General features: G+C 67.9%; 23 protein-coding genes. 10 read left to right on the forward strand and 13 right to left on the reverse strand.

Features of this window, described 5'->3' with window-relative positions; translation table 11 throughout:
- Window positions 1–1038, forward strand: coding sequence for an endonuclease/exonuclease/phosphatase family protein (locus GGR25_RS23055; protein WP_183401232.1), 1038 nt, complete (start codon window positions 1–3; stop codon window positions 1036–1038).
- 86 nt (window positions 1039–1124) lie between these two features.
- A complete protein-coding gene (locus tag GGR25_RS23060) occupies window positions 1125–2222 on the forward strand; it encodes a choloylglycine hydrolase family protein (protein ID WP_183401233.1) in 1098 nt (365 codons plus the stop codon).
- 6 nt (window positions 2223–2228) lie between these two features.
- On the opposite strand, the gene GGR25_RS23065 is transcribed toward GGR25_RS23060, so the two are convergent.
- The 3 genes from GGR25_RS23065 to GGR25_RS23075 all read right to left on the reverse strand — a co-directional run bounded on the left by GGR25_RS23065 (window position 2229) and on the right by GGR25_RS23075 (window position 5027).
- Entirely contained in the window at window positions 2229–2921 is a 693-nt protein-coding gene (locus GGR25_RS23065) for a M48 family metallopeptidase (protein ID WP_246410203.1), read from the reverse strand.
- Window positions 2922–3093: 172 nt separating this feature from the next.
- Window positions 3094–3558, reverse strand: a complete 465-nt coding sequence (locus GGR25_RS23070) for a DUF2852 domain-containing protein (protein ID WP_183401235.1) — start codon at window positions 3556–3558, stop codon at window positions 3094–3096.
- Between the two features lie 107 nt (window positions 3559–3665).
- Entirely contained in the window at window positions 3666–5027 is a 1362-nt protein-coding gene (locus tag GGR25_RS23075) for an aminotransferase-like domain-containing protein (RefSeq protein ID WP_183401236.1), read from the reverse strand.
- Window positions 5028–5133: 106 nt separating this feature from the next.
- Here GGR25_RS23075 and GGR25_RS23080 point away from each other — a divergent pair, with 106 nt between their 5' ends.
- Complete coding sequence (locus GGR25_RS23080) at window positions 5134–5550, forward strand: DUF983 domain-containing protein (protein WP_183401237.1); 417 nt, start codon at window positions 5134–5136, stop codon at window positions 5548–5550.
- A gap of 211 nt (window positions 5551–5761) precedes the next feature.
- Window positions 5762–7147: an FAD-binding oxidoreductase gene (locus tag GGR25_RS23085; protein ID WP_183401238.1), complete on the forward strand. Its 1386-nt coding sequence runs from the start codon at window positions 5762–5764 to the stop codon at window positions 7145–7147.
- 45 nt (window positions 7148–7192) lie between these two features.
- Here GGR25_RS23085 and gyrB read toward each other — a convergent pair whose 3' ends face one another.
- Entirely contained in the window at window positions 7193–9649 is a 2457-nt protein-coding gene (gyrB, locus tag GGR25_RS23090; protein ID WP_183401239.1) for a DNA topoisomerase (ATP-hydrolyzing) subunit B, read from the reverse strand.
- A 237-nt stretch (window positions 9650–9886) separates the two neighbouring features.
- Here gyrB and GGR25_RS23095 point away from each other — a divergent pair, with 237 nt between their 5' ends.
- Complete coding sequence (locus GGR25_RS23095) at window positions 9887–10483, forward strand: DedA family protein (RefSeq protein ID WP_183401240.1); 597 nt, start codon at window positions 9887–9889, stop codon at window positions 10481–10483.
- A 4-nt stretch (window positions 10484–10487) separates the two neighbouring features.
- Here the strand turns inward: GGR25_RS23095 and recQ are convergent, their stop codons facing one another.
- The 9 genes from recQ to mutM form a co-directional block, all read right to left on the reverse strand.
- Window positions 10488–12293: a DNA helicase RecQ gene (recQ, locus tag GGR25_RS23100; protein ID WP_183401241.1), complete on the reverse strand. Its 1806-nt coding sequence runs from the start codon at window positions 12291–12293 to the stop codon at window positions 10488–10490.
- Between the two features lie 347 nt (window positions 12294–12640).
- Window positions 12641–13264 (reverse strand): LysE family translocator, encoded by a 624-nt coding sequence (locus tag GGR25_RS23105; protein ID WP_183401242.1) that lies wholly within the window; start codon window positions 13262–13264, stop codon window positions 12641–12643.
- A 57-nt stretch (window positions 13265–13321) separates the two neighbouring features.
- Entirely contained in the window at window positions 13322–14479 is a 1158-nt protein-coding gene (recF, locus tag GGR25_RS23110) for a DNA replication/repair protein RecF (protein ID WP_183401243.1), read from the reverse strand.
- Window positions 14476–15597: a DNA polymerase III subunit beta gene (gene dnaN / locus GGR25_RS23115; protein ID WP_183401244.1), complete on the reverse strand. Its 1122-nt coding sequence runs from the start codon at window positions 15595–15597 to the stop codon at window positions 14476–14478. The genes recF and dnaN overlap by 4 nt, the downstream gene beginning before the upstream one ends.
- Window positions 15598–15824: 227 nt before the next feature.
- Complete coding sequence (gene dnaA / locus GGR25_RS23120) at window positions 15825–17336, reverse strand: chromosomal replication initiator protein DnaA (RefSeq protein WP_183401245.1); 1512 nt, start codon at window positions 17334–17336, stop codon at window positions 15825–15827.
- 28 nt (window positions 17337–17364) lie between these two features.
- Window positions 17365–17811 carry a rhodanese-like domain-containing protein gene (locus GGR25_RS23125; RefSeq protein WP_183401246.1) on the reverse strand — a complete coding sequence of 149 codons (447 nt, stop codon included), beginning with the start codon at window positions 17809–17811 and terminating at the stop codon, window positions 17365–17367.
- Window positions 17812–18460: 649 nt separating this feature from the next.
- On the reverse strand, window positions 18461–18727 hold the full coding sequence (rpsT, locus tag GGR25_RS23130; RefSeq protein WP_183401247.1) for a 30S ribosomal protein S20: 267 nt from the start codon (window positions 18725–18727) through the stop codon (window positions 18461–18463).
- 147 nt (window positions 18728–18874) lie between these two features.
- Complete coding sequence (locus GGR25_RS23135) at window positions 18875–19648, reverse strand: enoyl-CoA hydratase (protein ID WP_183401248.1); 774 nt, start codon at window positions 19646–19648, stop codon at window positions 18875–18877.
- Between the two features lie 244 nt (window positions 19649–19892).
- The gene (gene mutM, locus GGR25_RS23140; protein ID WP_183401249.1) at window positions 19893–20756 is read right to left on the reverse strand and encodes a bifunctional DNA-formamidopyrimidine glycosylase/DNA-(apurinic or apyrimidinic site) lyase; all 864 of its coding nucleotides are present in this window, start codon (window positions 20754–20756) and stop codon (window positions 19893–19895) included.
- A gap of 105 nt (window positions 20757–20861) precedes the next feature.
- Here mutM and ubiE point away from each other — a divergent pair, with 105 nt between their 5' ends.
- From ubiE to dut, 5 genes are all read left to right on the forward strand, one after another.
- Window positions 20862–21638 (forward strand): bifunctional demethylmenaquinone methyltransferase/2-methoxy-6-polyprenyl-1,4-benzoquinol methylase UbiE, encoded by a 777-nt coding sequence (gene ubiE, locus GGR25_RS23145; RefSeq protein ID WP_183401250.1) that lies wholly within the window; start codon window positions 20862–20864, stop codon window positions 21636–21638.
- Between the two features lie 4 nt (window positions 21639–21642).
- Entirely contained in the window at window positions 21643–23217 is a 1575-nt protein-coding gene (gene ubiB / locus GGR25_RS23150; protein ID WP_183401251.1) for a 2-polyprenylphenol 6-hydroxylase, read from the forward strand.
- Window positions 23218–23280: 63 nt separating this feature from the next.
- The gene (coaBC, locus tag GGR25_RS23155; protein ID WP_183401252.1) at window positions 23281–24498 is read left to right on the forward strand and encodes a bifunctional phosphopantothenoylcysteine decarboxylase/phosphopantothenate--cysteine ligase CoaBC; all 1218 of its coding nucleotides are present in this window, start codon (window positions 23281–23283) and stop codon (window positions 24496–24498) included.
- A complete protein-coding gene (locus GGR25_RS23160; protein WP_210300069.1) occupies window positions 24491–25549 on the forward strand; it encodes an Lnb N-terminal periplasmic domain-containing protein in 1059 nt (352 codons plus the stop codon). Before coaBC ends, GGR25_RS23160 begins: the two co-directional genes overlap by 8 nt.
- Window positions 25550–25612: 63 nt before the next feature.
- Window positions 25613–26083 (forward strand): dUTP diphosphatase, encoded by a 471-nt coding sequence (gene dut, locus GGR25_RS23165; protein WP_183401253.1) that lies wholly within the window; start codon window positions 25613–25615, stop codon window positions 26081–26083.
- Window positions 26084–26104: the final 21 nt, after the last annotated feature.

Below are 26104 nucleotides of genomic sequence, written 5' to 3' on the forward strand. Positions count from 1 at the left end.
ATGGACCAGTTCAGCGGCGTTGCCCCTGTCGTGACGGCCACGGTGCCGGCCCTGCCGGCGCCGCACGCCGATCTGTTCACGGCGGCGCTGGCGGCCGAGCCGACGCGCGCGGCGCATGACTGCTTCGCGCTCGATCTGCCGGCCTTCAACGCGCTCGAACTCCGCGCGCCGCGGCCGCGGGATCTCGCCTCCGGTCCGCTCGTCATCGCCGCCTGGAATGCCGAGCGGCTGAAGCATGCCGCTCCCTCGGCCGATCTGGTCCGCGCCGCGGGCGCCGATGTGCTGCTGCTCACCGAGGCCGATGTCGGCATGGCACGCTCCGGCAACCGCCACACCGTCTCCGAACTCGCCGGTGCGCTCGGCATGGGCTACGCCTATGGCGTCGAATTCGTCGAGCTCGGCCTCGGCGACGCGCGCGAGCGGGAATGGCATCGCGGCGCGCGCAACCGCGTCGGCTTTCACGGCAATGCGATTGTCTCGCGGCTCGCCCTCTCCAAGCCGTCGCTGATCCGGCTCGACGACGGCGCGGTCTGGTGGATCGCGGCCAAGGACGACCAGCGCCGGCTCGGCTATCGCATGGCGGTCGCCGCCGAGATCGAGACCCGCGCCGGCCCGATCCTCGCCGTCTCCGTGCATCTCGAAAGCAAGTCCGACGCCGCCGATCGGGCCGCGCAGATGGGCCGTCTGGCCGATACGCTGGATCGGCTCTATCCCGGCCTGCCGGCCGTGATCGGCGGCGATCTCAACACCAAGGCGCTGCCGCTCGACCCGGCGACCTGGCTGAGCGAGCCCGATGCGCAGGAGCCGCTCTTTGCGCTGATGCGCGGCGCCGGCTTCGATTGGCAGGGCGCCAACACGGCCGAGCCGACGATCCGCACGCTGCCGGATGGCGAGCCGCAGCCGCCCTTCCGCCGTATCGACTGGCTGTTCACGCGCGGCCTCGAAGCTTCAGTACCCCGTACGATCGAGGCGGTCGATGCCGATGGCAGCGCCATCTCCGACCACGAAATGATCGCCGTCGATGTCGCACCGCGCTGATCGCTCTTCGATCTCTTAACGGTCCCGCGCTATGGTCGCGCGGGGCGTCGGGCGGAGGTCGGTCCGCCGCAAGGGAGATGAATATCATGTTGCGCATTGCTGCTGCGGGTCTCGCGGTGCTCGCTTCACTGAGCCAGGCACTGGCCTGCACGGCCGTCGACATCGTCGCGGCCGACAAAACGGTCATTGCCGGACGCACCATGGAATGGGCGTTCGACATGAAGTGGACGCTGAAGAGCGTTCCCAAGGGCACCGAGCTGACGCTGGCCGCCCCGCCCGAGCTGAAGCTGCCGGAGCACAAGGTCGCGACCAAATATGCCTTCGTGGGCATCAGCGCGGAGGTGTTTCCGGGCGGCGCCTTCATCGAGGGGCAGAACGCGGCCGGCCTCGGCATCAGCGGCAATTTCCTCCCCGGCTTCACGCAGTACCAGACCGTCACCAAGGACGATAAGGACTACGTCTCGGTGCTCGGCGCCGGCGCCTTCGTCCTCGGCACGGTCGGCAGCGTCGCAGAGGCGCGTGAGGTCCTGGCGAAGACGAAGGTGTGGACCGATCCCTCGCTGCCGAGCGGCCCGACCCCGCCGACCATCCATCTCGTCGTGACCGACAAGACCGGTGACAGCATCATCGTCGAATGGGTCGGCGGCGAGGTGCAGATCCACGACAATGTCGCGCATGTCCTGACCAATTCGCCGACCTATGACTGGCACATCACCAACCTCAGGAACTATCTCAGCCTCTCGACCGTGGGGGTCAATGAGCGCCAGATCGGTTCGGCCAATGTGACGGCGATCGGCCAGGGCGGCGGCATGATGGGCCTGCCGGGCGACTATACGCCGCCGTCGCGCTTCGTGCGCGCCGCGTTCCTGCGCCACTACATCACGCCGCCGAAGACGGGCGACGAGGCGATCCAGGCGATCGACCATATCCTGAACACGGTCGATATCCCCGTGGGCATCGCGCAGAGCAAGGACGGCGATCAGGTCGTTTCCGATTATACGCAGTGGGTCGCGATCAAGGACCTGACCAACAACAAGCTGCTGATCTCGGACTATGCGCACCGCACGTCCTTCCTGGCGATCGACCTCAACAAGGTCTTCGCGCAGACGACGCCCGCAGGCAAGCTGGTGACGGATCTGCCTTATCCGGCGGCCGTCGACGGCACCGCCGCGCTCCAGAACTGAGGACGGTCAGTCCTCCGCGCCGACCGCGTGCAGGCTCGCCCCATTGCGGGCGAGCCAAGCCTTCGATGATTCCATGCCCGGGCAGATGGTCCGCACCAGACGCCAGAAGCGCGGCGAATGGTTCATCTCGCGCATATGCGCCACTTCGTGTGCGACGAGATAGTCGAGTACGGCGGGCGGCGCCATGATGATGCGCCAGGAATAGGCGATCGTTCCCGACGAGGAGCAGGAGCCCCAGCGGCTGGCGGGATCGCCGAGGCGGATCGTCGCGACGCGGACGCCAAGCGCTGCGGCATGGCGCAGCGTGGCCGCCTCGAGATCGGCGCGCGCCTCGCGCTTCAGGAAATCGGTGACGCGGCGCTTGAGATGCTCGGCGCTGCCGCTGACCAGCAGGGCCGAGCCGTTCTCGTCCGTCTCGACGCGGACCAGCCCGCGCCCGCCGACATGGCGGATGGTGACGGGCGTGCCGCGCAGCGGGATGACCGCACCGTCGGCGATCGGCGTCGCGCTCGGCAATGCATCGAGCCGCGCCTTCAGCCAGCCACGATGACGGGTGAGGAAGCCTCGCGCCTCGGCCAGCGTCCCGCCCTGCGGGATGGTGACGACCGGCTCGCGCACCGACCCGCGCAGGCGCAGCGTGTAGCGGCTAGCGCGCGGGTTCCAGAGGATCGCGATGCGCACGGGGGCGCCGTCGTCCATATCAAGATGGCAGTGATCCGGTCTCGCGGCGGCGCTGTCGCGTCGCGCGCCGCCGATGCGCGGCAGGAAGCCCATAGGACGGCCTCGTCCCCGAATGATTCGTCGCGGTCAGTCTGACATGAAAAGGGCCGAACCTCGCGGCCCGGCCCTCATCGATACGGTCAGGGATCGATCAGAGATCGATGATCCGCTCGCTGCTGTCCTCGCCCTTGGCCGGGCTCTGCTCCGTGCGGCGGGCACGGTCGCGGTCGGCCTTGAAGCGGTCGAACTCTTCCTGGTCGCGGGCGCGGCGCAGGTTCTGGACGAAGCTCTCGAACTCGGCGCGCTCGTCCTCGAGACGGCGGCGCTCCTCGTCGAGACGGCGCAGTTCGGCCGCCCGATACTCGTCGAAGGCTGCATTGCCGCTCGACGCGCCCGTCGGGCCGTTCCAGCTGCGGCGTGCGCCGCAACCGCCGAATGAGCGGCTGAAATCGTCCTTCATGGCCCGCGCGCCACGGCGAAACTCTGGGATGCGATCGCCAAAGAGAATATAGGCGAGCATGGCCAGACCGAGCGGCCAGAAGAAGACGAAGCCGAGGACCATCAGCGCGATGGTGAGCGGCGTCCAACCGGGACGCAGGGCCTGTGTTTGGGTCATGTATCCTTCCTTCCTGGAAACTTCCCAACGCAAAGGGAAGTGGGAATGACCCAACCCCGGTTCAAGAAAAATCGGACCGGCCGTCCCAAAATCGGACAGGTGGCCCTTCATGCCGGCCGCGGCGCGGCGAGCAGCGAGGCGATGCGCTTGAGGCCCGAGACCAGCGCGATGCGGTCCGCCGCCGCGCCGAGCGAGAGGCGGACGGCATTCGGTCCGGTATTGCCGACGGCAAAGGCGGAGGCCGGCACCACGGCCACGCCGCTCGCCGCGGCTGCCGCCGCGAAGCGATCCGCCGTCCAGCCCTCGGGTAGCGTCAGCCAGGCATGATGGCCGGCGGGGTGGGCGCGGAGATCGGCGCCTGCGAGCAGCTTCGCCGCAATGGCCTGCCGGGCGCTCGCTTCCTCGCGCAGCGCAACGGTGATCCGCGCGAGGCTGCCATCGGAGATCCACCGTGCGGCGACGGCGGCCATGAGGGGCGGCGGCATCAGCTGCGTCGCGCGGAGGACGTCGCCGAGGCGGGCGAGCGCCGCCGCGCCCGGCGCCACGACATAGGCGATGCGCAATCCTGGCGTCGCGATCTTGGCGAGCGTCGCGATATGCCAGCTGCATTCAGGCGCGAAGACGGCGATCGCCGGCGGAGCGTCGGCGGCGAGGCGGCGATAGGGATCGTCCTCGATGATCGCGACGCCATGATGCCGCGCGATGCCGGCAAGCGCGCGGCGGCGCGCCTCCGGGAGCGTCGCGGTGGTCGGATTGTCAATCGTCGGCACGACATAGAGCGCCTTGGGCCGGCCCGCCCGGCACGCCGCTTCGAACGCCTCCGGCAGGATGCCGTCGCGATCCATGGCGATGCCGACCGCCCGCGCGCCGACCCGCTCCGCCGCGTCGCGCGCGCCCGGATAGGTCACGGCGGCCGTGAGCAGCGTGTCGCCCGGCCCGAGCAGGGTGGAAATGACGGCGAAGAGGCCGACCTGCGCGCCGCCGACCAGCGCCAGGCGCTGCGCGACGTCTTCCGCAAAAGCGTCGAGCAGGAAGGCCGCCCCCGCGGCGCGATCTCCCTCGGCGCCGATCGGGGGCAGATATTGCAGGACCGGCGCGGTTCCCGCGCGCAGCACCTCGGCGACGGCGCGGCCGATGCGCGTCGCGAGATCGGCGCGCGCCGGCTGCGGCGGGATGTTGAGGCTGAGATCGACGGGGCTCTCGGCCGTGCGGCGGGCCCGCGTCTCGGCGCTTTCCGCGACCCGCGTGCCGCCGCGTCCCGGCCGTGCCACGATCAGCCCGCGCGTCTTCGCCTCGTTATAGGCGCGCGTGACGGTGGTGAGGTCGATGCCGAGCGCATCGGCGACGCCGCGCTGCGGCGGCATGGGCTCGCCTTCGGCGATCAGGCCGGCGGCGATATCCTCCTCGATTGCGGCGACGAGGCCGAGAAATTTGGTGCCCGCCGTCCGCTTGATCCGCGGCTGCCACATGACGGCGCTCCGGCCCTACAAACGCATCCATACATTATGGGCGTTTTGGCCATTCAATCCAGACCGATCCATACAATATGAAGGGTGACCTTCCGGAGTTGCCGACATGATCGCGAATGCTGCCGAATATCCGCCCCTGTCACCGCTGAAGACGGGCATACGCGGCCGCTGTCCGCGCTGCGGCGAGGGGCATCTTTTTTCCGGCTTCCTGAAGCTCGCGCCGCGCTGCGAAGTGTGCGGCCTCGATTATTCCTTCGCCGATCCGGCCGATGGACCGGCCTTCTTCGTGATCTGCTTCGCCTGCATCCCGGCGGTCGTGCTGGCGCTGTGGATCGAGGTCGCGTTCCAGGCGCCCTATTGGGTGCACCTGTTCACGACCTTGCCCTTCCTGCTGCTGACCTGCATTCCACCGCTCCGCCCGCTCAAAGGCTGGCTGGTCGCGAGCCAGTTCTATTTCAAGGCCGGCGAGGGCCGCCTGGACGCCGACTACTACGCACGGAAAGAGGCCGAGCGGCAGGTGTGAGGCCGTAGCCATATGGCCTGCGCATCGAAGAGCCGCCGCAGGACGCCCATGACGGGTGTTGCGGCGGGGGACGATGCGGCTCGAATCCCGGCTGTTCGCTCATGCAGCACGTGCTTGGTCCGCATGGTGCGGCGCATTGCATCGGTTGCTTGATAGGTCGATGAACGAAGCGTAGAACTGCATTGTCAGAAGCATCAGTCAGGAGGAGACGATGCACGACAATGGTATTGACCAATTCCGACAGAATCTTCGTGGCCGTCTGATCGCGCGAAGCGATCAGGATTACGATGAAGCGCGCGCGCTCTACAACGGAATGATCGACAAGAAGCCGCTTCTCATCGCGAAGTGCGCGGATGTCGCCGATGTCGTGACATCCGTCAACTTCGGTCGCGACAACGGCGTTCTTGTCGCAATCCGCGGAGGTGGCCACAGCGGGCCCGGCCTCGGCAGCGTCGATGACGGCCTCGTTATCGACCTGTCGATGCTGAAGGGGATCCGGGTCGATCCGGCGAACCGCACGGTCCGGGTCGAGCCGGGCTGCACGTCAGGCGACGTCGATCATGCAACGCATGCATTCGGCCTCGCTGTACCGTTCGGCATCGTCTCGACGACCGGCGTCGCCGGGCTCACCCTCGGCGGAGGCTCCGGCTATCTGACCCGCAAGTACGGATTGACCATCGACAACCTGCTCGAGGCCGACGTGGTGCTCGCCGATGGCAGCTTCGTAACCGCGGGCCCACGGGAGCACACCGACCTCTTCTGGGCCCTGCGGGGCGGTGGCGGCAATTTCGGCGTCGTCACGAGCTTCCTGTTCCGCGCCCACCCGGTCGACATGGTCTTTGCCGGTCCGATCTTCTGGGACGCGAAGTATGGCAGAGAGATCATGGCGGCGTATCGCGACTTCCTGCCGACCGCACCTGAGGAATTCGGCGTTTTCGTCGGCCTGAAGACCGTGCCGTCGATGGATCCCTTCCCGCGCGAGGCTTGGGGGAAGCGCGCTTGCGCGATCATCGGTGCCTTCAACGGGCCCGAGGAGGAGGGCAGGAAGGCATTGGCGCCGCTGCTCGACAAGCTGCCCTCGCCGCTCTTCAACTGGATGGGGACCATGCCCTTCCCGTCGATCCAGGGCCTGTTCGACGCCTTCTTCCCTAAGGGCCTTCAATGGTACTGGAAGGGCGACTTCGTGACCGATCTGCCCGACGAGGCGATCGAGACATATGTCGCGCAGTCGGCCGAGGCGCCGAGCGAGCTTTGCCTCATGCATCTCTACCCGATCGACGGCGCGGTGCGCCGGGTCGGGCGTGGCGACACCGCGTGGAGCGCGCGGAACGCCACCTGGTCCATGGTGATCGCCGCGATCGACCCGGACCCGCAGAAGGCCGAGGCCCTGAAGCGCTGGGGGCGCGGCTACTGGGACGCGGTGCATCGCTACAATGCCGGCGGTGCCTATGTGAACTTCATGATGGACGATGAAGGCGACGCGCGCGTTCGGGCGAGCTACGGCGACAATTACGCGCGGCTCGCGGCCGTGAAGAAGCGGTACGATCCAGGCAACCTGTTCCGGGTAAACCAGAACATCAAGCCTGCAGCCGCCTGAAAGCGCTTTCGAGCGAAGCGGGACCCTCGTCGCTCGAAAGATGTTTCAGACGTCCAGATTGACCACCGACAGCGCGTTGTCCTGGATGAAGTCGCGGCGCGGTTCGACTTCGTCGCCCATCAGCTTGGCGAAGAGGTCGTCGGCGGCGTCTGCTTCCTTGATGCGGACCTGCAGCAGCGAGCGCACGTTCGGATCGAGCGTCGTTTCCCAGAGCTGGCTCGCATTCATCTCGCCGAGGCCCTTGTAGCGCTGCAGCTGGATGCCCTTGCGGCCCGCCGCGAATACGGCGTCGAGCAGCGAGCGGGGCCCAAAGATCTGCGTCTCGACATCCTTGCGGCGGAACAGCGACGGGGCGCCGTAGATCTCGCCCATGCCGGACGTCAGGCTGTCGATCTTGCGCGCATCGGCGGAGTCGACCAGCGCCGCGTCGATCATCGTCGCCTCGCGCACGCCGCGCACCTCGCGCTCGAACAGATAGCCGCCATCCTCGCCGCGCTTGCCGGTCCAGCCGCGCTCGATCTCGTCGGCGACCAGATCGAGGCGCTTGGCGACTTCCTGCACTGCAGCCACGGCGCGGTCGGGATCGTTCATGACCGCCGTGGACAGCGCGCCGGCGATGGCCGCCTGTTCGACGAGGTTGCGATCATAGCGCGTATGGACGCCGTCGATGATGTGCTTGACGGCGCGCGCCTCGCTGACGATCGCGGCGAGGTCGGCCCCGGCGATCACCTCACCATTCTCCAGCGTCAGCGACGCGTCCTCGACGCCCTGCGCGATCAGGTAATCCTCGAGCGCGCGCTCGTTCTTCAGATACTGCTCGGAGCGGCCCTTGGTGACCTTGTAGAGCGGCGGCTGCGCGATGAAGATGTGGCCGCGCTCGATCAGCTCCGGCATCTGGCGGAAGAAGAACGTCAGCAGCAGCGTGCGGATATGGGCGCCGTCGACGTCGGCGTCCGTCATGATGATGATCTTGTGGTAGCGCAGCTTCTCCGGCGCGAACTCGTCCTTCCCGATCGAGGTGCCGAGCGCGATGATCAGCATGCCGATCTGCTCGGAGGAGAGCATCTTGTCGAAGCGCGCGCGCTCCACGTTCAGGATCTTGCCGCGAAGCGGCAGCACGGCCTGGTTCTCGCGGTTGCGGCCCTGCTTGGCGGAGCCGCCTGCGGAGTCGCCCTCGACGATGAAGATCTCGGACTTGGCCGGATCGCGCTCCTGGCAGTCGGCGAGCTTGCCGGGCAGCGAGGCGATGTCGAGCGCGCCCTTGCGCCGCGTCAGCTCGCGCGCCTTGCGCGCGGCCTCGCGCGCCGTCGCCGCCTCGATCACCTTGCCGACGATCTGCTTCGATTCCGCCGGATGCTCCTCGAACCACTGGCCGAGCAGCTCGTTGACGAGGTTCTCGACCACGGGGCGCACCTCGGACGAGACGAGCTTGTCCTTGGTCTGCGAGGAGAACTTCGGATCGGGCACCTTCACCGAGAGCACGGCGGAGAGGCCCTCGCGGCAATCATCGCCCGAGAGCGTGACCTTCTCGCGCTTGGAGATGCCCTCGCGGTCGGCATAGCCGGTGACCTGCCGCGTCAGCGCCGCGCGGAAGCCGGCCAGATGCGTGCCGCCGTCGCGCTGCGGGATGTTGTTGGTGAAGCAGAGCACATTCTCGTGGTAGCTGTCGTTCCACCACATCGCGACCTCGACCGTGATGCCGTCGCGCTCCGCGGTGATCGCGATCGGGTTCGGCAGCAGCGGCTTCTTGGTGCGGTCGAGATAGCGGACATAGGCTTCGAGCCCGCCCTCGAAATGGAACTCCTCGCGTCGCGGCTCGACGCCGCGCCGGTCGGTCAAGAGGATGCGCACGCCCGAGTTCAGGAAGGCGAGCTCGCGCAGGCGGTGCTCCAGCGTGTCGAAGTCGAATTCGGTCCTGGTGAAGGTCTGCGGCGAGGGGAGGAACGTCACCTCGGTGCCGCTGCGGCCTTCGAACACGCCTGCCTCGTCGCGCGGCTCATAGGTGCCGGTCACGGCGAGCGGCGCATCGGCATTGCCATGGGTGAAGCTCATCTCGTGGATCCGTCCGCCGCGCCGGATCTTGAGCTTCAGCCAGATCGACAGCGCATTGACCACGGAGACGCCGACGCCGTGCAGGCCGCCCGAAACCTTGTAGGAGTTCTGGTCGAACTTTCCGCCGGCATGCAGCTGCGTCATGATCACTTCGGCGGCGGAAATGCCCTCCCCGGTGTGAATGTCCGTCGGGATTCCGCGGCCATTGTCGATCACGGTGCAGGAGCCGTCGGGGTTGAGCGTGACCGAGACGAGGTCCGCATGGCCGGCGAGCGTCTCGTCGATCGCGTTGTCGACGACCTCATAGACCATGTGGTGCAGGCCGGAGCCGTCGTCCGTGTCGCCGATATACATGCCCGGCCGCTTGCGGACAGCGTCCAACCCCTTCAGAACCTTGATGGAATCGGCACCGTAGGCTTCGGCGGCTTCGTCGCGGGCTGTCTCCGACATTCATTCTTCCTTGAGGTCGCGCGAAAAGGCGCGCGAGGCGTTCGAATCGTGAAGCTAATGTATTGCTTCGGCGTGCGAATTGCGAGTTTTCGACTATCAGGGAAAGACGGCGCGAAGGTGGCGGCGCTTCCCCGCGCGTCAGCCGCTCCGGCGGCTCGTCGCGCTGCGGCCTTGCGCAGGCGAACGGGAGCGTCGATCTTTGCCGTCTTGGCGTGAAAGAGGTTACCCGACAAGGCGATGATGCACGCGATCGACCATTTCCTGGCGAGCTACGGGCTCATCGTCGTCTATCTCGGCGTGATCATCGAGGGCGACAGCGTCCTGCTTGCTGCCGGGTTCCTGGCGCATCAGGGCGTGATGAACCCCTATGGCGTGTTTCTGGCGGCGTTCGCCGGCTCGGTGACGGCCGATCAGATCTTCTACTATATCGGCCGCTATGCGGCGGATGCGCGGATCGTGCGCCGGCAGACCGCTCGGCCCGTGTTCGCGCGGGTGCTGGAGCTGATCCATCGCCGGCGCGTGCTGTTCATCCTGTCGTTCCGCTTCATCTACGGCGTGCGCACGATCAGCCCGATCGCGATCGGCATCGCCGGCGTCTCGCCCTGGCTCTATACGCCGCTCAACATCGTCGCGGCGGCGATCTGGGCGGCGCTCGTCACGGCGATCGGCTATTTCTTCGGCCAGCTCATCGAGACCTATGCCGGCCGGCTGCACCATGCCGAGCACAAGCTCCTGGTGGCGCTCGCCATCGCGCTCGTCTCGCTGGTCGTGCTGCATTTCGCGCGAAATGCCTGGATCCGGCGTCAGGCGGCGCGGGGCACCGACAAGGCGTGAGGCCTCAGCCGACTTCGGCGATCTTTTCCAGGAACGCCTCGCCATAGAGGGAGAGCTTGCGCTCGCCGACGCCCTGCACCTCGCGCATCTCGGCGAGCGTCGCCGGACGCGTCTCGGCCATCTCGATCAGCGTGCGATCGGGGAAGACCATATAGGCGGCGACGCCCTCGTCGCGTGCGATCTCGCGCCGGAGCGCGCGCAGCGCCTCGAACAGGCTGGCTGCGTTCTCGTCGAGCCCGTCGGTCCGCGCCTCGCGCGCCGCCGAACGGCTGCGGCGGACGGGCTCGGCCTTGATCTTGCGCAGCGCGATCGTCTCGCGGCCGAACAGGATCGCCTCGCCGCTCTCGGTCAGGCAGAAGCCGCCATGCTCCTGGCTCGCCTCGGCGAGCGCGCCGGCCGCGAAGAGCTGGCGGATGACGGTGCGCCATTCATGGGCGCCTCGGGCCGCGCCGACGCCGAAGGTCTTGAGCTTGTCGTGCCCCTGCCGGCGCACGGTCTCGCTCGCCTCGCCGCGCAGGATGTCGACGAGATGGCCCGCGCCGTAGCGCTGGCCGCTGCGCACCACGGCGGAGAGCACCTTCTGCGCATCGACGCTGGCATCGACCAGCTCCGCGCCGCCCTGGCAGAGGTCGCAGGCGCCGCAGGGCCCGCTCGTCTCGCCGAAATAGGCCAGCAGCGCCTGCCGCCGGCAGGTGACCGCCTCGGCGAGGTCGATCATGGCCGAGAGGCGGCGATGTTCCAGCTTCCTCTGCGCCTCGCCGATCGCCTTGTCGTCGATCTGGCGCCGGCGGAAGGCGAAATCCTCGATGCCGTAGAGCGTCAGCGTCTCGGCCGGTAGCCCGTCGCGGCCCGCGCGGCCGATCTCCTGGTAATAGGCCTCGACGCCGGAGGGCAGGTCGGCATGGCAGACGAAGCGCACATCCGGCTTGTTGATGCCCATGCCGAAGGCGATCGTCGCGACGATCACGATGCCGTCCTCCTGCAGGAACACGTCCTGCCGGGCGGCGCGCGTCGCGGGATCGAGCCCGGCGTGATAGGCCAGCGCCCGCACGCCGCGGCCGGTCAGCCAGTCGGCCAGCTTCTCCGTCTTGTCGCGCGAGCCGGCATAGATGATGCCGTTCGAGCCGCGATGGCGATCGAGGAAATCGGCGATCTGGCTGCGCGGCTTGTCCTTGGCCTCGAAGCGCAGATGCAGGTTCGGCCGGTCGAAGGAGTGGACGACGATGCGCGGCGGGCTGGCGAAGAGCTGGTCGGCAATGTCGCTGCGCGTCGCCGCATCCGCCGTCGCGGTCAGCGCGACCACCTGAACATTGCCGAGCGCGGAGCGGAGCCGCGCCAGCTGGCGGTATTCGGGACGGAAATCATGCCCCCATTGTGAGACGCAATGCGCCTCGTCGATGGCGAGCCGCTTCACGGCGCTCGAGGCGAGCAGCGAGACGAGCCCGTCGCCCGCGAGCCGCTCGGGCGAGACGAAGAGCAGCGACACCTCGCCGGCGCGGATCCGCTTCAGCGTCTCGCGATTGGCCTCGTCGCCATTGCCGGAATTGAGCGTCGCCGCCGCGACGCCGACATGCGCCATCTGCTGCACCTGGTCGCGCATCAGCGCGATCAGCGGCGAGACAACGACCGTCAGCCCGCCATCGACGATGGCCGGCAGCTGGTAGCACATGGATTTGCCGGAGCCGGTCGGCATCACGGCGAGGACATCCTCGCCGGCCAGTACCGCCCCGATCACCTCGTCCTGGCCGGGACGGAAATCGTCATAGCCGAAGACTTGTTTCAGGGCCGCGCGGGCGCGCGCAAGAGGCATGGAGGGGCTCGAAGTGATTCGGATTCCCGGATGCTAGCCCCTCGGAATCGCGATGAACACCCGCAAGGCGGCAAGGCGCCGGTTTGGCCCCTTCCTGCGGCGCGCCCAAAGGGAGAGGCGAAGCGTACCTCGTCCCTTGCGGCTCCGCTCCGCCCGCTGCCGTACGACGGCGTCATCCCGGCGGAAGCCGGGATCCATTCAGCCTGAGGCGGTCCTCTCCTCGTCCGGCGCCTCAGGCTGAATGGATCCCGTGTCGAGCACGGGATGACGGCGGAGCAAGGGGCAATGCCGGAGATCGATGCTGAGCGGAACAAGGAGGAACGGCCACAGCGCCCCAGCCGTCTCGCTCACCGCGTCGCGATTGCGACCGCGGCGCTGGCCATGATCGCGCCGCTGCTGCGATTGACGATGCGGATCGCCTTCGGGCTGGAGATCAGGCGGCGGGCCCGGAGCGCCAGCGCGATGTAGAAGCCGAAGACGAGGGCGAGCACGGACAGCGTGACCAAAGCGAGCTCGGCGAAAGCGAGCGCATCCACGCGACCGAGATCGACGAGGTTCGGCAGCAGCGCGAGGTAGAACACCATGACTTTGGGATTGCCGAGGGTCACGGCGAGGCCGGCGAGGAACAGCGTCGACGTCTTCTCCTTCTTCACCGCCTGCCGCGCTTCGATCGCCGCGGCGGGGGCGGTCCACATCTTGACGGCGAGATAGAGCAGATAGGCCGCGCCGGCATATTTGATCACCGTGAACACGCCCTGGAAGGTCTGCGCGAGCACGGCGAGGCCGAGCACGGTGGCCGAAAGCCAGACGATGTCGCCCATGGCGAGGCCGGTGGTGAAGGCGACGGCGCCCGAGCGGCCGCGGCCAAGCACGCGGGCGACAATGGCGGCAATGCCGGGCCCCGGCGCGAAGGCGGCGACAGCCAGCGCGGCCGCGAAGATCGCAAGGCCCGAAAGCGTCAATCCATGCATCCCATTCCTCCCGCGACGGGCACCACCGCTGTTCTCGCGGCTCGATCTCGATCCGTCCTAAGGCGCGCCCCGTTCGATCCGGCCCGCCTTCACGGCCAGTATCTCGGCCGATTGCGGCAGTTCCGCGAAGAGGTTCGGGTCGGCGCCGGTCATGAAGACCTGGCTGCCGAGATCGGCGAGCCCTTCATAGAGCGCAGCGCGGCGGCGCGTGTCGAGATGGGCGCCGATCTCGTCGAGCAGCACGATCGGCGCGAGGTCGCTCGCCTTGGCGACGAGACGGGCATGGGCGAGGACGAGACCGACGAGGAGCGCCTTCTGTTCGCCCGTCGAGGCGCGATCGGCCGCGACGTCCTTCGAGCCATGGCGCACGAGCAGGTCGCTCGCCTGCGGCCCGGTGAGCGCGCGCCGCGCAGCGGCATCGCGCGACCGCCCCTCGCGGAGCGCGGCCCGAAAGCGCGGCTCGGCCGTGCCTTCGTCTTCGGCAAGCCAGCGATCGACATCGCCTTCGAGCGCCAGCACGGCATGAGGAAAGGGCGAGCCCTCGGAGCGGCCGGCCTCGATCTCCGCCGCGATCTGGCGGACGGTGTCGCCGCGAATGCGCGCGATCGCCGTGCCGAGCGCCGCCGCTTCGGCCTCGATGCCGTCGAGCCAGGCGCGGTCGGGATTCGGCTCCTCCAGCAGGCGGTTGCGCGAGCGCAGCGCCCGCTCATAGGCCGAGACGCGGCTGCCATGCTTCGGATCGATGGCGAGGACGAGGCGATCGAGGAAGCGGCGGCGGTCGCCGGCCGCGCCGGTGAAGAGGCCGTCCATCGCCGGGACGAGCCAGACGATGCGCAGATGATCGGCGAAGGCCGCGGCAGAGCCGACCGTATCGCCGTCGATCCGGTAGCGCCGGGTGAGCGGCTCGCCGGGCGCCGCGCGCTCCAAGCCCGTGCCGAGCCGCGTCTCCAGATCGTCGCCCGCCAGCGTCAAGGCGACCGCGAAGGCGCCACTGCCGCCGCTGCGCGCCATTTCGGAAAGCTCGGCGCGCCGCAGGCCCCGCCCGGGCGTGAACAGCGAGATCGCCTCGATGAGATTGGTCTTGCCGGCGCCGTTCTCGCCCGTCAGCGCGACGAGATCCGCGCCGACGGTAAGGTCGAGCGCGGCGTAGGAACGGAAATCGGAGAGCGCGATGCGGGTGATGCGCGGGGCGTGCGCGCGCCCGGAAGCGGTCACACGCGCATCGGCATCAGGACATAGAGTGCGCTGTCGTCGCCCTCGTCCTGGATCAGGGTCGGCGAGCCCGGATCGGCGAAGCGGAACTCGGCCCGCTCGGTCTTCAGCTGCCCGGCGATATCGAGCAGATATTTCGAATTGAAGCCGATATCGATCGGGTCGGACGTGTAGTCGACGTCGAGCTCTTCGGTCGCCGAGCCCGAATCCGGATTGTTGACGCTGAGGGCCAGGCGGCCTTCCGGCGAGAGCGCCAGCTTGACGGCGCGGCCGCGCTCGCTCGCCACGGTCGAGACGCGGTCGACGGCGGCGGAGAAGGCGCCGCGCTCGACCTTGAGCAGCTTGTCATTGGTCTGCGGGATGACCCGAGCATAGTCGGGGAAGGTGCCGTCGATCAGCTTCGAGGTCAGCACCACCGAGCCGAAGGTGACGCGGATCTTGGTCTCGGAAATCTCGATCGTCGCATTGCCCTCGCCGCCCTCGAGCAGCTTCTGGATCTCGCCGACCGTCTTGCGCGGAATGATGATGCCCGGCATGCCGTCGGCGCCGTCGGGCACAGCGGTCTGCGCGCGGGCGAGGCGGTGGCCGTCCGTCGCTACGGCGCGCAGCAGCGTGCGGCCCTCGATGGTCGGCGTGTGCAGATAGATGCCGTTCAGATAGTAGCGCGTCTCCTCGGTGGAGATCGCGAACTGCGTCCGGTCGATCAGCGCCTTGAAGCTCGCGGCGGGCAGCTCGAAGCGGACGGGGAATTCGCCGATGGTGAGATCGGGGAAATCGCTCTCGGGCAGCATCTGCAGCGAGAAATTGGACCGGCCGGCGCGCACGGTGAGCGTCTGGCCGTCGACGGCCGTCTCCAGCGCGACCTCGGAGCCATCGGGGAGCTTGCGGACGATGTCGTAGAGCATATGCGCCGGAACCGTCGTGCCGCCGGCGCGGCCGACATCGGCCGGCACGGTTTCCAGCACCTCGAGATCGAGATCGGTCGCCTTCAGCGTCAGCGCCTGGCCGCTGGCGCGGATCAGCACATTGGAGAGGATCGGGATCGTGTTCCGCCGCTCGACGACCCGGTGCACATGCGCCAGGGACTTCAGAAGATTGGATCGTTCGAGGGTCGCTCTCATGAAACGCGGAACCTTGACGGAGGGCCGAGACAGCGGCGGCTGAGTAGGACGGGCGCGGGCCGGAGCCCGCCACGGACCGTGGAAATTGGCGGTTTTGAGGCCGAAAGGCAAGGGGCGGAACGCGCGTTTCGCCATCGGCGCTGCCACGCCGCCGCCACCGGGCGCTCCCGAAACGAAAGGCGCCGCCCGGCCGGGCAGCGCCTCTTTCGTTCCGTTCCTCGACGCGCTTATTCGTCGATCATGCGCTTCAGCAGCTCGATCTCCTCGGCGAGGGTGCGATCGCCCTGCATGAGTTCCTCGACCTTGCGCACGGCGTGCAGCACCGTGGTGTGATCGCGTCCGCCGAAGCGGCGGCCGATCTCGGGCAGCGAGCGCGGCGTCAGCGTCTTGGAAAGATACATCGCGATCTGGCGCGGACGCACGATGGTGCGCGTGCGCCGGCTCGACAGCAGGTCCGCCTTCGAGACGTTGTAATGGCTCGCGACGACCTTCTGGATGTCCTCGATCTTGACGCGGCGCGGCTCGCGGGCGCCGATCAGGTCGCGCAGCGTCACCTCGGCCGAGGCCATGGTCACGGCCTGGTTGGTGAACTGCCACTGCGCGACGAGGCGGTTGAGCGCGCCTTCGAGATCGCGGCCGTTCGAGACCACCGACTGGGCGACATATTCGAGAATGGTCTCGGGGATGTCGAGGCCGGGGTTCTGGGCCTTGGCGACGGCATAGCGGGTCGCGAGGATGTGGCGGCGGAGGTCGAGCTCCGGCGCGCCGATCTCGAAGGCGACGCCGCCGCGCAGGCGCGAGCGCACGCGCTCGTCCAGCGTTTCGAGATCCGCCGCCGGCCGGTCGGCGGCAACCACCACCTGGCGCGCCCCGTCGATGAGCGCGTTCAGCGTGTGGCAGAACTCCTGCTGGACCGACTTGCCCTGCAGGAACTGCAGATCGTCGATCAGCAGCAGGTCGATCTCGCGCAGGCCCTCCTTGAAGGCGATCGCCGACTGGTTCTTCAGCGCCGCGACGAAGCGGAACATGAAGTGCTCGGCCGTCAGATAGACGATGCGGCGGTTCGGATCGGCGCGGCGCGCGGCCTGGGCGATGGCATGCAGCAGATGCGTCTTGCCGCGCCCGACGCCGGCATGGATGTAGAGCGGATTGAACGGCGTCGGCCGGCCGGAGATCGACTCGGCGACGGCGCGTGCCGCGGCATAGGCGACGCGGTTGGCCGCGCCCTCGCAGAAGGTCTCGAAGGAGAGGCGCGGATCGACCGGCGAGCCGGCGGCGTCATTTTCCATGCGCGGCGCAGCCATGGCGGCGGGTGCTGCGGCAGCGGTTGGGGCCACGGCCGGCGCAGGAGCGCCCTGCGTCGTGACGGCCGGCTTGTCGGTCTTCGGCTGGACGCGAGGCCGCGAGGCGCCGCGCACGATCAGCTCGACCCGGCGCACGCTGGCGAGATCGGCCGCCCAGAGCGTGAGCAGCTTCTCCTGATAATGGGCCTGGATCCAGGATTTGAGGAAGCGCGTCGGCACGGAGAGCGTGACGGTGGCCCCGTCAGCGCTTTCGAACTCGACACGGGCGAACCAGCTCGAGAAGACGTCCTCGCCGAGCTCCGTCCGCAGCCGGCGCTTGACCCGATCCCAGAGGAGGGCGTCCGCACGGCCGCTCATCGTGCCGCCATCCTCGCCGACGACGGTCCGCAGCGCAGACGTTCCCGCACCGATATCCCCCGTTCTGTCATCGCGCATCGCAGCCCCTTTTCTCTGAACTTCTCAATCAAGACTGAACCCAGGGCAGGCCGGCGGCCTTCCAGCCGTCTACCTCGCCCCGGTGCCGCTGCTCATCCATCGGGCCTTCGAAACCGCCCGTGATGTTGAAGCAGCGGTCGAAACCTTCCGCTGCCATCGCCTTGGCGGCTGCAAGGCTCCTGACCCCCGAACGGCACAGGAAGAAGAGTGCCGTCTCGCTGCCGATGCCGCGGCGCGTCAGCTCTTCAGCCAGCACCTCGGCGAAATCCTCGTTCACCGCCATGGCGGGATAGCTCTGCCATTCGACCAGCAGGATCTCCTTGCCGATCGACGACAGGTCGGGAATGCCGACATAGGCCCACTCGGCCTTGGTCCGCACGTCGATGAGCAGCGCCTGCGGCTCGCTCGACAGCGCCTCGAAGGCCTCCAGGGCCGGAACATCGCCGGCATAGGAGCCGGCAGGCGAAACAGACATGTCACCCCCTCATGCGCCCGACATTCAAGTCGAATGCAATCCCGAAACAACGCCTCACAAAATCTGGGAAGTCACCTCAAGCGGTAGACAATAAAGTAACGCACGGAGAAACCGAGTATACACTTACCAATGATCTGATTTTACGCGCGGTCACTCTACGAAACTGAAGAATGGTTCCGCTCAAACACGAAACCACGTCGGTTGGCCTTGTGGGGGCCGACGACAACTTCTTTCGTCGCCGCTATGAGGGAAAAATACACAGGCACCCCGCCCGCCGCAACGCCCGTCCAGACCTCTTCCAACCCCGCGCCTTGCGCCCGGAGGGGGCATCGGCGAAATGCCGAGGCTTAAACCCTTGCGAGTCAAAGGCTTCAATTCCCGTCCCGCGATAAGTCGTGCAAATCCGTAGCGGGCGAAAAATTTTTGGGTCCGGCCACTTGACTCGACCGGAATCGGATCGCCGCGGAGATCGTCCAGATTACCAAGAGATAACATACTGATATCTATGGGGAAATTATGTCAGGGTGACGATTGCGAGACAGTCGCGAAAGGGGCCCGAAATGCCTGCGGAACAGGCAGTCAGACGCTTATGCGCATAACAAAAAGCCCGGCCGAGGGCCGGGCTTTCCGCAAATCTGTGAATGAAATATCAGGCCGAGAGGGCCTTCACGCGCGCTGCAAGACGCGAGACCTTGCGCGAGGCGGTGTTCTTGTGAACCACGCCCTTCTGGGCGGCGCGCATCAGCTCGGGCTGGGCGGCGCGGAATGCCTCGGCGGCGGCGCCGGCGTCGCCGGAGGCGATCGCCTCCTCGACCTTGCGCACGAAGGTGCGGACGCGGCTGCGGCGATTACGGTTGACTTCGGTCCGACGCGCGATCTTGCGGGCGGCCTTCTTGGCGGACGGTGTATTGGCCATTAAGGGCCTTCCTGCTCAATTCGTTCGTGTCAGTCCGCTCCGGCGACGTCCAAGGCGCGCCTGGAGGGCGGGCGGCACGGCCGCCCCGTTCGAGGTCGCCCTTATAGTCGGGTGTGGCGGGGCCGTCAATCGCGGAGGCGGGCGTTTTCAGCGGTTCCGGAATGCCGGGGCCCGCTTCTCGAGGAAGGCGGCCATGCCCTCGCGCGCATCCTCCGTCGCGAAGAGCGAATGGAACAGCCGCCGCTCGCCGCGGATGCCCTCGGCCAGCGGCGTCTCGAAGGCGCGGTTGACCGCCTCCTTGGCGAGGAGGGCGGAGCTCCGCGCGAGGCCCGCGACCTTGGCGGCGACGGCGAGCGCCGTGTCCATCAGCTCGGCGGCGGGCACCACGCGGGAGACGAGGCCGATGCGCTCCGCCTCCGCCGCATCGACCAGCCGGCCGGTCAGCACCATGTCCATGGTCTTGGCCTTGCCAACCGCACGCGCGAGCCGCTGCGTGCCGCCGGCACCCGGCATCAGGCCGAGCGTGACCTCGGGCTGGCCGAATTTTGCGCTGTCCGCCGCGATGACGATGTCGCACATGAGCGCCAGCTCGCACCCGCCGCCGAGCGCGAAGCCCGACACGGCCGCGATGACGGGCTTGCGGACGGCGGCGAGGCGTTCCCAGGCGGCGACGAAGTCGTTCTCGATCAGATCGACATAGGAGAGCGGCTGCATCTCGCGGATATCCGCGCCTGCGGCGAACGCCTTCTCCGATCCCGTCAGCACGATGGCGCCGATCGCCGCATCGGCCTCGAAGGCGTCGAGGGCGGCATTGAGCTCGGTGACGAGCTGGCGGCTCAGCGCATTGAGCGCCTTCGGCCGGTCGAGCCGGACGAGCCCGACCGCGCCATGCGTCTCGACGATGATGGTCTCGTAGGACATGCCTTGCTTTCCTTGGGACCGATCGACACGCGCCGTCCCTCTGTCGGTTTCCGGGGTGTCATGGCCGGGCTCGACCCGGCCATCCAGCCTTCCGGCGTTTTCGTCCTGATAGAACGACAAGTCTGGATTGCCGGGTCAAGCCCGGCGATGACAGGTGTGGGGCCTCTTTGGGAACGCGATCCGCCGGCGCCTGTTCGTGCATGCGCCAAGACCCGTGGTGGCTCCCGTTGCGGCGTCGACCGTCTCAGCGCTGGCAGCGCCGGCAATGAAAGGTGGAGCGGCCGGACTGCACGGTGCGCTCGACGACGCCGTCGCAGGAAGGGCGCGGGCAGGGCTCGCCCTCCCGGTCATAGACGCGGAACGTGTGCTGGAAATAGCCGAGCTCGCCATTTGCCTGGCGATGGTCGCGCAGCGACGAGCCGCCCGCCGCGATCGCCTCGCCGAGCACGTCGCGGATAGCGGTGGCGAGACGGGCGGTATCGGCGGGCGAGAGCGAGCCGGCGGCCCGCTCGGGCGAGAGCTCGGCCCGGTGCAGCGCCTCGCAGACATAGATATTGCCGAGTCCGGCGATGAGGCGCTGGTCCAGCAGGGCCGCCTTCAGCGGTGTCCGCTTGCCCGCGAACAGGGCGTCCAGCACCGCGCCGCCGAATTCATTGCCGACCGGCTCGACGCCGAGGGCGCGCAGATGCGGATTGGCGTCGGCACCCGCGCGCAGCGCCAGATCCATGAAGCCGAAGCGGCGCGGGTCGTTGTAGACGATGCGAAAGCCGTTCGAGAGGTGGAAGACGACATGGTCATGCGCCGCCTGCTTGTCGCGCGGATGATAGAAGATGCCGGGCGTCGCGCTGGCGCCCCCTTCCTCGATCCGGAACGAGCCGGACATGCCGAGATGCATGATGACCAGCGCGCCGTCGTCGAGATCGGCGAGGAGATATTTGGCGCGCCGGCCGAGCGCCGTGACGGTCCGCCCGCCGACCCGTTCCGCGAAGCGCGCGGGGAAGGGGAAGCGCAGGTCCGGCCGCCTCAGTTCGACGCGGTCGATCCGCGCGCCCTCAAGGGCGGGGCGGAGACCGAGGCGGACGGTTTCGACTTCGGGAAGCTCTGGCATGATCGCGCTGCGTCGATGGTGATCGCCTCTCTCCGTGGCGCGGGGGACCGCGTTCCGCTATCAAGGCGTTGGATCGGTATCGGGTAATATAAGGAGTTGCGCACCATGACGACCGAAACTTCGGCGAACGGGTCGCGCGAGCGTGCGTCTTTCGGCTTTGCGGACGTGGATCTCGGCGCCAAGCAGGGCATGGTCGACGCCGTGTTCCACAAGGTGGCGTCGCGCTACGACCTGATGAACGACTTCATGTCGGCCGGCCTGCACCGCGTCTGGAAGGACGCGATGGTCTCCTGGCTGGCACCGCCCTCCGGCCGCGATTTCGAAGGCCTGGATGTGGCCGGCGGAACCGGCGACATCGCCTTCCGCATCGTCGAGCGCTCGCGCGGACGCGCCCGCGAGATCGTCTGCGACATCAATGCCTCGATGCTGGAGGTCGGCCGCGAGCGCGCCCGCAAGCGCCATCTCGATGGCAATGTCGAGTTCATCGAGGGCAATGCCGAGGAGCTGCCCTTCGCCAGCGGCCGGTTCGACGCCTATACGATCGCCTTCGGCATCCGCAACGTGCCGCGCATCGACGAGGCGCTGAAGGAGGCCTATCGCGTCCTGAAGCCGGGCGGGCGTTTCCTCTGCCTCGAATTTTCCGCCGTGGACGTGCCCGTGCTGGACAAGATCTACGACCTCTATTCCTTCCACGCGATCCCGGCGATGGGCGGCGTCGTGGCTGGCGACAAGGACAGCTACCGCTATCTGGTCGAATCGATCCGCCGCTTCCCGCACCAGGAACGCTTCGCGGAGATGATCCGCCGCGCCGGCTTCGCGCGGGTCGAATATCGCAATCTCACCGGCGGCATTGCCGCGATCCATTCGGGCTGGAAAATCTGAGGCCATGGCGATCCGCCCCGCCAGCCTCTTCCGCCTCGCCGCGGCCGGCTATGTGCTGGCCCGCGAGGGCGCCTTCGGCATTGTCGATCTCGATGAGCTGCCGCCTCAGGCCGTCTTCATGGTGCGCGCCCTGCGCCTTCTGGAACGGCGCGCGGTCAAGGGCGAGGATCGCGGCACGCGCATCACCGCCGCGCTGAACCGGCTCGGCCCGTCCTATGTGAAGCTCGGTCAGTTCATGGCGACGCGGCCCGATTTCGTCGGCGAGGATGTCGCCGAGGCGCTCGGGCGGCTGCGCGACGAGATCGAGCCCTTCGGCGAGGCCGCGGCGCGCGTCGTCATCGCGCGCGATCTCGGCAAGCCGGTCGAGCAGCTCTATGCGAGCTTCTCGCCGCCGATCGCCGCCGCCTCGATCGCGCAGGTGCACAAGGCGAGCCGGGTCAATGCCGACGGCTCTCGCGACGATGTCGCGGTCAAGGTGCTGCGGCCAGGCGTACGCCATCGCTTCAAGCGCGACCTTTCCACCTTCTACGCCGGCGCCCGGCTGGTGGAGGCCATGGATCCGGCGATGCAGCGGCTGCGGCCGATCGCCGTCGTCGACACGCTCGCCCGCTCGGTCTCGCTGGAGATGGATCTGCGCCTTGAGGCCGCCGCGCTTTCGGAGATGGCGGAACGCACCAAGGGCGATCCGGGATTTCGCGTCCCGAAGGTCGATTGGCAGCGGACCTCGCGCGATGTGCTGACGCTCGAATGGATCGACGGGGTCAAACTCTCCGATCCCGCGGGGATCGAGGCCGCCGGCCATGACCTCAGCGAGGTCGCGGTCCGGCTGATGCAGTCCTTCCTGCGCCATGCGGTTCGCGACGGCTTCTTCCATGCCGACATGCACCAGGGCAATCTCTTCGTCGATCCGGCCGGCAACATCGTCGCGGTCGATTTCGGCATTATGGGCCGGCTCGGCAAGGCGGAGCGACGGTTCCTCGCCGAGATCCTGTTCGGGTTCATCCGGCGCGACTATCGGCGCATCGCGGAGGTGCATTTCGAGGCGGGCTATGTGCCGCCGCGCCACACGGTCGAGGATTTTGCACAGGCGCTGCGCGCCATCGGCGAGCCGATCCACGGCCAGGCGGCGAGCGACATCTCCATGGCGCGGCTGCTGACGCTGCTGTTCGAGATCACCGAGATCTTCGACATGCGCACGCGGCCGGAACTCCTGATGCTGCAGAAGACCATGGTCGTGGTCGAGGGCGTCGCGCGCTCGCTCGATCCGAAATTCGACATGTGGCGCGCCTCGGAGCCTGTGGTCGGCGAGTGGATCGAGCGCAATCTCGGGCCGGTGGGCAAGATCGAGGAAGCCGCCTCGGGCGTCGGCGCCTTCGGCCGCGCGGCGGCACGCGTTCCGGCGCTGATCGACAATGCGGCGAAGCTCGCCGGGCGGCTCCGTGCCGCGACGGAGGAGGGGATCACGCTCTCGCCCGAGACGGTCGAGGCGATCGGGCGCGCCGAGGGGCGCGGCAATCGCTGGCTCACCATCGGCATCTGGGCCGTCGCCGTCCTGCTCGCCATCCTGGTGCTGCGATGAGCGCGGCCGCCGTTTGCCGGCCGGATGTGGCATGATGCGGGGCGGCCGTCCGGAGTGCGTTTCATGAGTTCGCTCGCCTCGCGCAACATCCTCCTCGTCATCGGCGGCGGCATCGCCGCCTACAAGGCGCTCGACCTGATCCGCCGCCTCAGGGAGCGCGGCGCGGCGGTCACGGTCGTGATGACAAAGGCCGCCTGCGAATTCGTGACGCCGCTCGCCGCCGGCGCGCTTTCGGGAACCAAGGTGTTCATGGAGCTGTTCGACCGGGCCGACGAGCACGATGTCGGTCATATCCGCCTGGCGCGCGGCGCCGACCTCGTGATCGTGGCGCCGGCGACCGCCGATCTGATGGCCAAGATGGCCGGCGGCCATGCCGACGATCTGGCGAGCGCCGTGCTGCTCGCTTCCGACCGGCCGATCCTGCTCGCGCCGGCCATGAACCCCCTCATGTGGGCGAATGCCGCGACACGGCGCAACGCCGCCCTGCTCGCCGAGGACGGCAAGCATTTCGTCGGTCCGGACGCCGGCGAGATGGCCGAGCGCGGCGAGGCGGGTGTCGGTCGCATGGCCGAGCCGCTCGCGATCGCCGCGGCCGCCGAGGCGATCCTCGCCCCCGTCGTCGGTCCGCTCTCCGGCCGCCATGTCATCGTGACCGCCGGGCCGACGCATGAGCCGATCGATCCGGTGCGCTATATCGCCAACCGCTCCTCGGGCAAGCAGGGCTATGCGATCGCCGCCGCCGCCGCTGCTGCCGGCGCGCGGGTGACCCTCGTCAGCGGGCCGGTCGATCTCGCTCCGCCGGTCGGCGTCACCGTCATCGAGATCGAGACGGCGCGCGACATGCTGGCGGCCGTCGAGATCGCGCTGCCGGCCGATGTCGCGATCTTCGCCGCCGCGGTCGCCGATTGGCGCCCGGTGCATGAGGCCGCATCCAAGATCAAGAAGGATGGCAGCGGCGCGGCGCCGCCGCTCGCCATGACCGAGAACCCCGACATCCTCGCGACCATCGCGCATCGCTCCGCCGGCCGTCCCGGCCTCGTCGTCGGCTTCGCCGCCGAAACCGACGATCTCATCGCCAATGCGTCAGTGAAGCTGAACAAGAAGGGGTGCGACGTGATCGTCGCCAATGATGTCTCGGCCGAGGGGGGTGTGATGGGCGGGGCGGAGAACGAGGTCGCTCTGGTGACTTCGGAGGGCATCGAGCGCTGGCCGCGCATGCCGAAGGGCGAGGTCGGCCGCCGTCTCGTCGCCTGGATCGGCGCGCGTCTCGCCAATGGCTGAACCCGGGCGAAATCGGGCGACACGCTGGTCGCGCGCCATCGGACGCGTGCTGCTGCGCGCCGTGCTGGCCCTCGCGATCGCGTTCAGCGGCCTCTTCATCGGCTTCGCGCTCTATTTCCAGCTGCCGCTGCCCGAGATGCCGCGCTGGATCGTGATCGGTCTCTGGGCGCTCCTCGTTCTCGTCATTCTCGCCGGCGAGATCGTCCGTGGCAGCTGGCGCGGACGGGGGCTCTATCTCCTTGCGCTGCTTGTCTTTTTCGGCTGGTGGTCGACCATCCACCCGACCAATGATCGCGTCTGGCGCGCCGATGTCGCCCATGGCGTCACGGGAACGGTCGACGGCGATACCGTCACGCTCGCCAATGTCCGCAATTTCGACTGGCGCTCGGATACGGACTTCACCGGCAAATGGGAAACGCGGACCTATGATCTCGCGAAGCTCCAGACCGTCGATCTGGTGCTGAGCTACTGGATGGGTCCTGAAATCGCCCATACCATTGTAACCTTTGGCTTTTCCGATGGGCAAAGGGTCGCCTTCTCGGCCGAGATCCGGCCGGACGAGACCCAGTCCTTCTCGGCGATCGCCGGTTTCTTCCGCGTCTTCAATCTGGTGCTGATCGCCGCCGACGAGCGCGACATCATCTATCTGCGCAGCAATGTGCGGAAGGAGGACGTCTATCTCTATCCGCTCGACATGCCGCAGGCGGGGATGCGCGCGCTGTTCCTCTCTTATGTCGAAAAGGGTAATGCGTTGGCGCAAAAGCCGAAATTCTACAACACGCTGACGGCCAACTGCACGACGGTGGTGTTCCAACTCGTGCGCGCGCTCGATCCCGGCCTGCCGCGCGATTATCGCATCCTGCTGTCCGGCCTCCTGCCGGGCTATATCTTCGACCATCAGGGCTATCGCACCGGCCTCTCCTTCGAGGATTTCCGCGCCCGCGCGGCGATCAGCCAACTCGGTCTCGCCGCGGGCGACGGCCCGGATTTTTCGGCGGCGATCCGGCCTCCCGAAGGCCTCGTCGGCCTTGCGGCGGTTGATAGGCGCTGAGGAAGGGTTGATTTCGGTCCGCCGAGGCCGACGATCCGCGAAAGCCAAGCCGAAAGGACGACCGTGCACCTCGAACCGACCGTCGAGCTCAAGATCCTCGACCCCCGCCTCACCCAGTGGGGCCTGCCCGACTACAAGAGCGCGGGGGCGGCTGCGATCGATCTGCACGCCTGCCTCGACGCGCCGCTGGTGCTCGAACCCGGCGCGCCGGCCGCCTTGGTGCCGGCCGGCTTCTCCGTCTTCATCCGCGATCCCTTCATCGCCGCGACGATCCTGCCGCGCTCCGGCCTCGGCCATAAGCAGGGGCTCGTGCTCGGCAATCTGACGGGGCTCATTGACTCCGACTATCAGGGTCCGATCCTCGTCAGCCTCTGGAACCGGGGCGCCGCGCATGTGACGATCAATCCCGGCGACCGGATTGCGCAGATGATGTTCGTGCCGGTGGTGCGGCCGTCTTTCGCGCTGGTCGAGGAATTCACCGCGGCGACAGAGCGCGGCGCCGGCGGCTTCGGCTCGACGGGCCGGGCGAGTTGAGAAACTAGGGAGCAGACGACC

The organism is Kaistia hirudinis (assembly GCF_014196455.1).
GTDB classification, from domain to species: Bacteria; Pseudomonadota; Alphaproteobacteria; order Rhizobiales; family Kaistiaceae; genus Kaistia; species Kaistia hirudinis.

Excerpts from the sequence above, each read along its gene's own strand:
- GGR25_RS23125 (WP_183401246.1), bottom strand. The coding sequence starts at position 17,811 with ATGTCTGTTTCGCCTGCCGGCTCCTATGCCGGCGATGTTCCGGCCCTG.
- gyrB (WP_183401239.1), bottom strand. The coding sequence starts at position 9,649 with ATGTCGGAGACAGCCCGCGACGAAGCCGCCGAAGCCTACGGTGCCGAT.
- GGR25_RS23055 (WP_183401232.1), top strand. The coding sequence starts at position 1 with ATGGACCAGTTCAGCGGCGTTGCCCCTGTCGTGACGGCCACGGTGCCG.
- ubiB (WP_183401251.1), top strand. The coding sequence starts at position 21,643 with ATGGCGATCCGCCCCGCCAGCCTCTTCCGCCTCGCCGCGGCCGGCTAT.
- GGR25_RS23070 (WP_183401235.1), bottom strand. The coding sequence starts at position 3,558 with ATGACCCAAACACAGGCCCTGCGTCCCGGTTGGACGCCGCTCACCATC.
- GGR25_RS23095 (WP_183401240.1), top strand. The coding sequence starts at position 9,887 with ATGATGCACGCGATCGACCATTTCCTGGCGAGCTACGGGCTCATCGTC.
- dnaA (WP_183401245.1), bottom strand. The coding sequence starts at position 17,336 with ATGCGCGATGACAGAACGGGGGATATCGGTGCGGGAACGTCTGCGCTG.
- GGR25_RS23135 (WP_183401248.1), bottom strand. The coding sequence starts at position 19,648 with ATGTCCTACGAGACCATCATCGTCGAGACGCATGGCGCGGTCGGGCTC.
- GGR25_RS23065 (WP_246410203.1), bottom strand. The coding sequence starts at position 2,921 with ATGGACGACGGCGCCCCCGTGCGCATCGCGATCCTCTGGAACCCGCGC.
- GGR25_RS23085 (WP_183401238.1), top strand. The coding sequence starts at position 5,762 with ATGCACGACAATGGTATTGACCAATTCCGACAGAATCTTCGTGGCCGT.
- coaBC (WP_183401252.1), top strand. The coding sequence starts at position 23,281 with ATGAGTTCGCTCGCCTCGCGCAACATCCTCCTCGTCATCGGCGGCGGC.
- ubiE (WP_183401250.1), top strand. The coding sequence starts at position 20,862 with ATGACGACCGAAACTTCGGCGAACGGGTCGCGCGAGCGTGCGTCTTTC.
- rpsT (WP_183401247.1), bottom strand. The coding sequence starts at position 18,727 with ATGGCCAATACACCGTCCGCCAAGAAGGCCGCCCGCAAGATCGCGCGT.
- GGR25_RS23160 (WP_210300069.1), top strand. The coding sequence starts at position 24,491 with ATGGCTGAACCCGGGCGAAATCGGGCGACACGCTGGTCGCGCGCCATC.
- GGR25_RS23075 (WP_183401236.1), bottom strand. The coding sequence starts at position 5,027 with ATGTGGCAGCCGCGGATCAAGCGGACGGCGGGCACCAAATTTCTCGGC.
- mutM (WP_183401249.1), bottom strand. The coding sequence starts at position 20,756 with ATGCCAGAGCTTCCCGAAGTCGAAACCGTCCGCCTCGGTCTCCGCCCC.
- GGR25_RS23105 (WP_183401242.1), bottom strand. The coding sequence starts at position 13,264 with ATGCATGGATTGACGCTTTCGGGCCTTGCGATCTTCGCGGCCGCGCTG.
- GGR25_RS23080 (WP_183401237.1), top strand. The coding sequence starts at position 5,134 with ATGATCGCGAATGCTGCCGAATATCCGCCCCTGTCACCGCTGAAGACG.
- recQ (WP_183401241.1), bottom strand. The coding sequence starts at position 12,293 with ATGCCTCTTGCGCGCGCCCGCGCGGCCCTGAAACAAGTCTTCGGCTAT.
- dnaN (WP_183401244.1), bottom strand. The coding sequence starts at position 15,597 with ATGAGAGCGACCCTCGAACGATCCAATCTTCTGAAGTCCCTGGCGCAT.
- GGR25_RS23060 (WP_183401233.1), top strand. The coding sequence starts at position 1,125 with ATGTTGCGCATTGCTGCTGCGGGTCTCGCGGTGCTCGCTTCACTGAGC.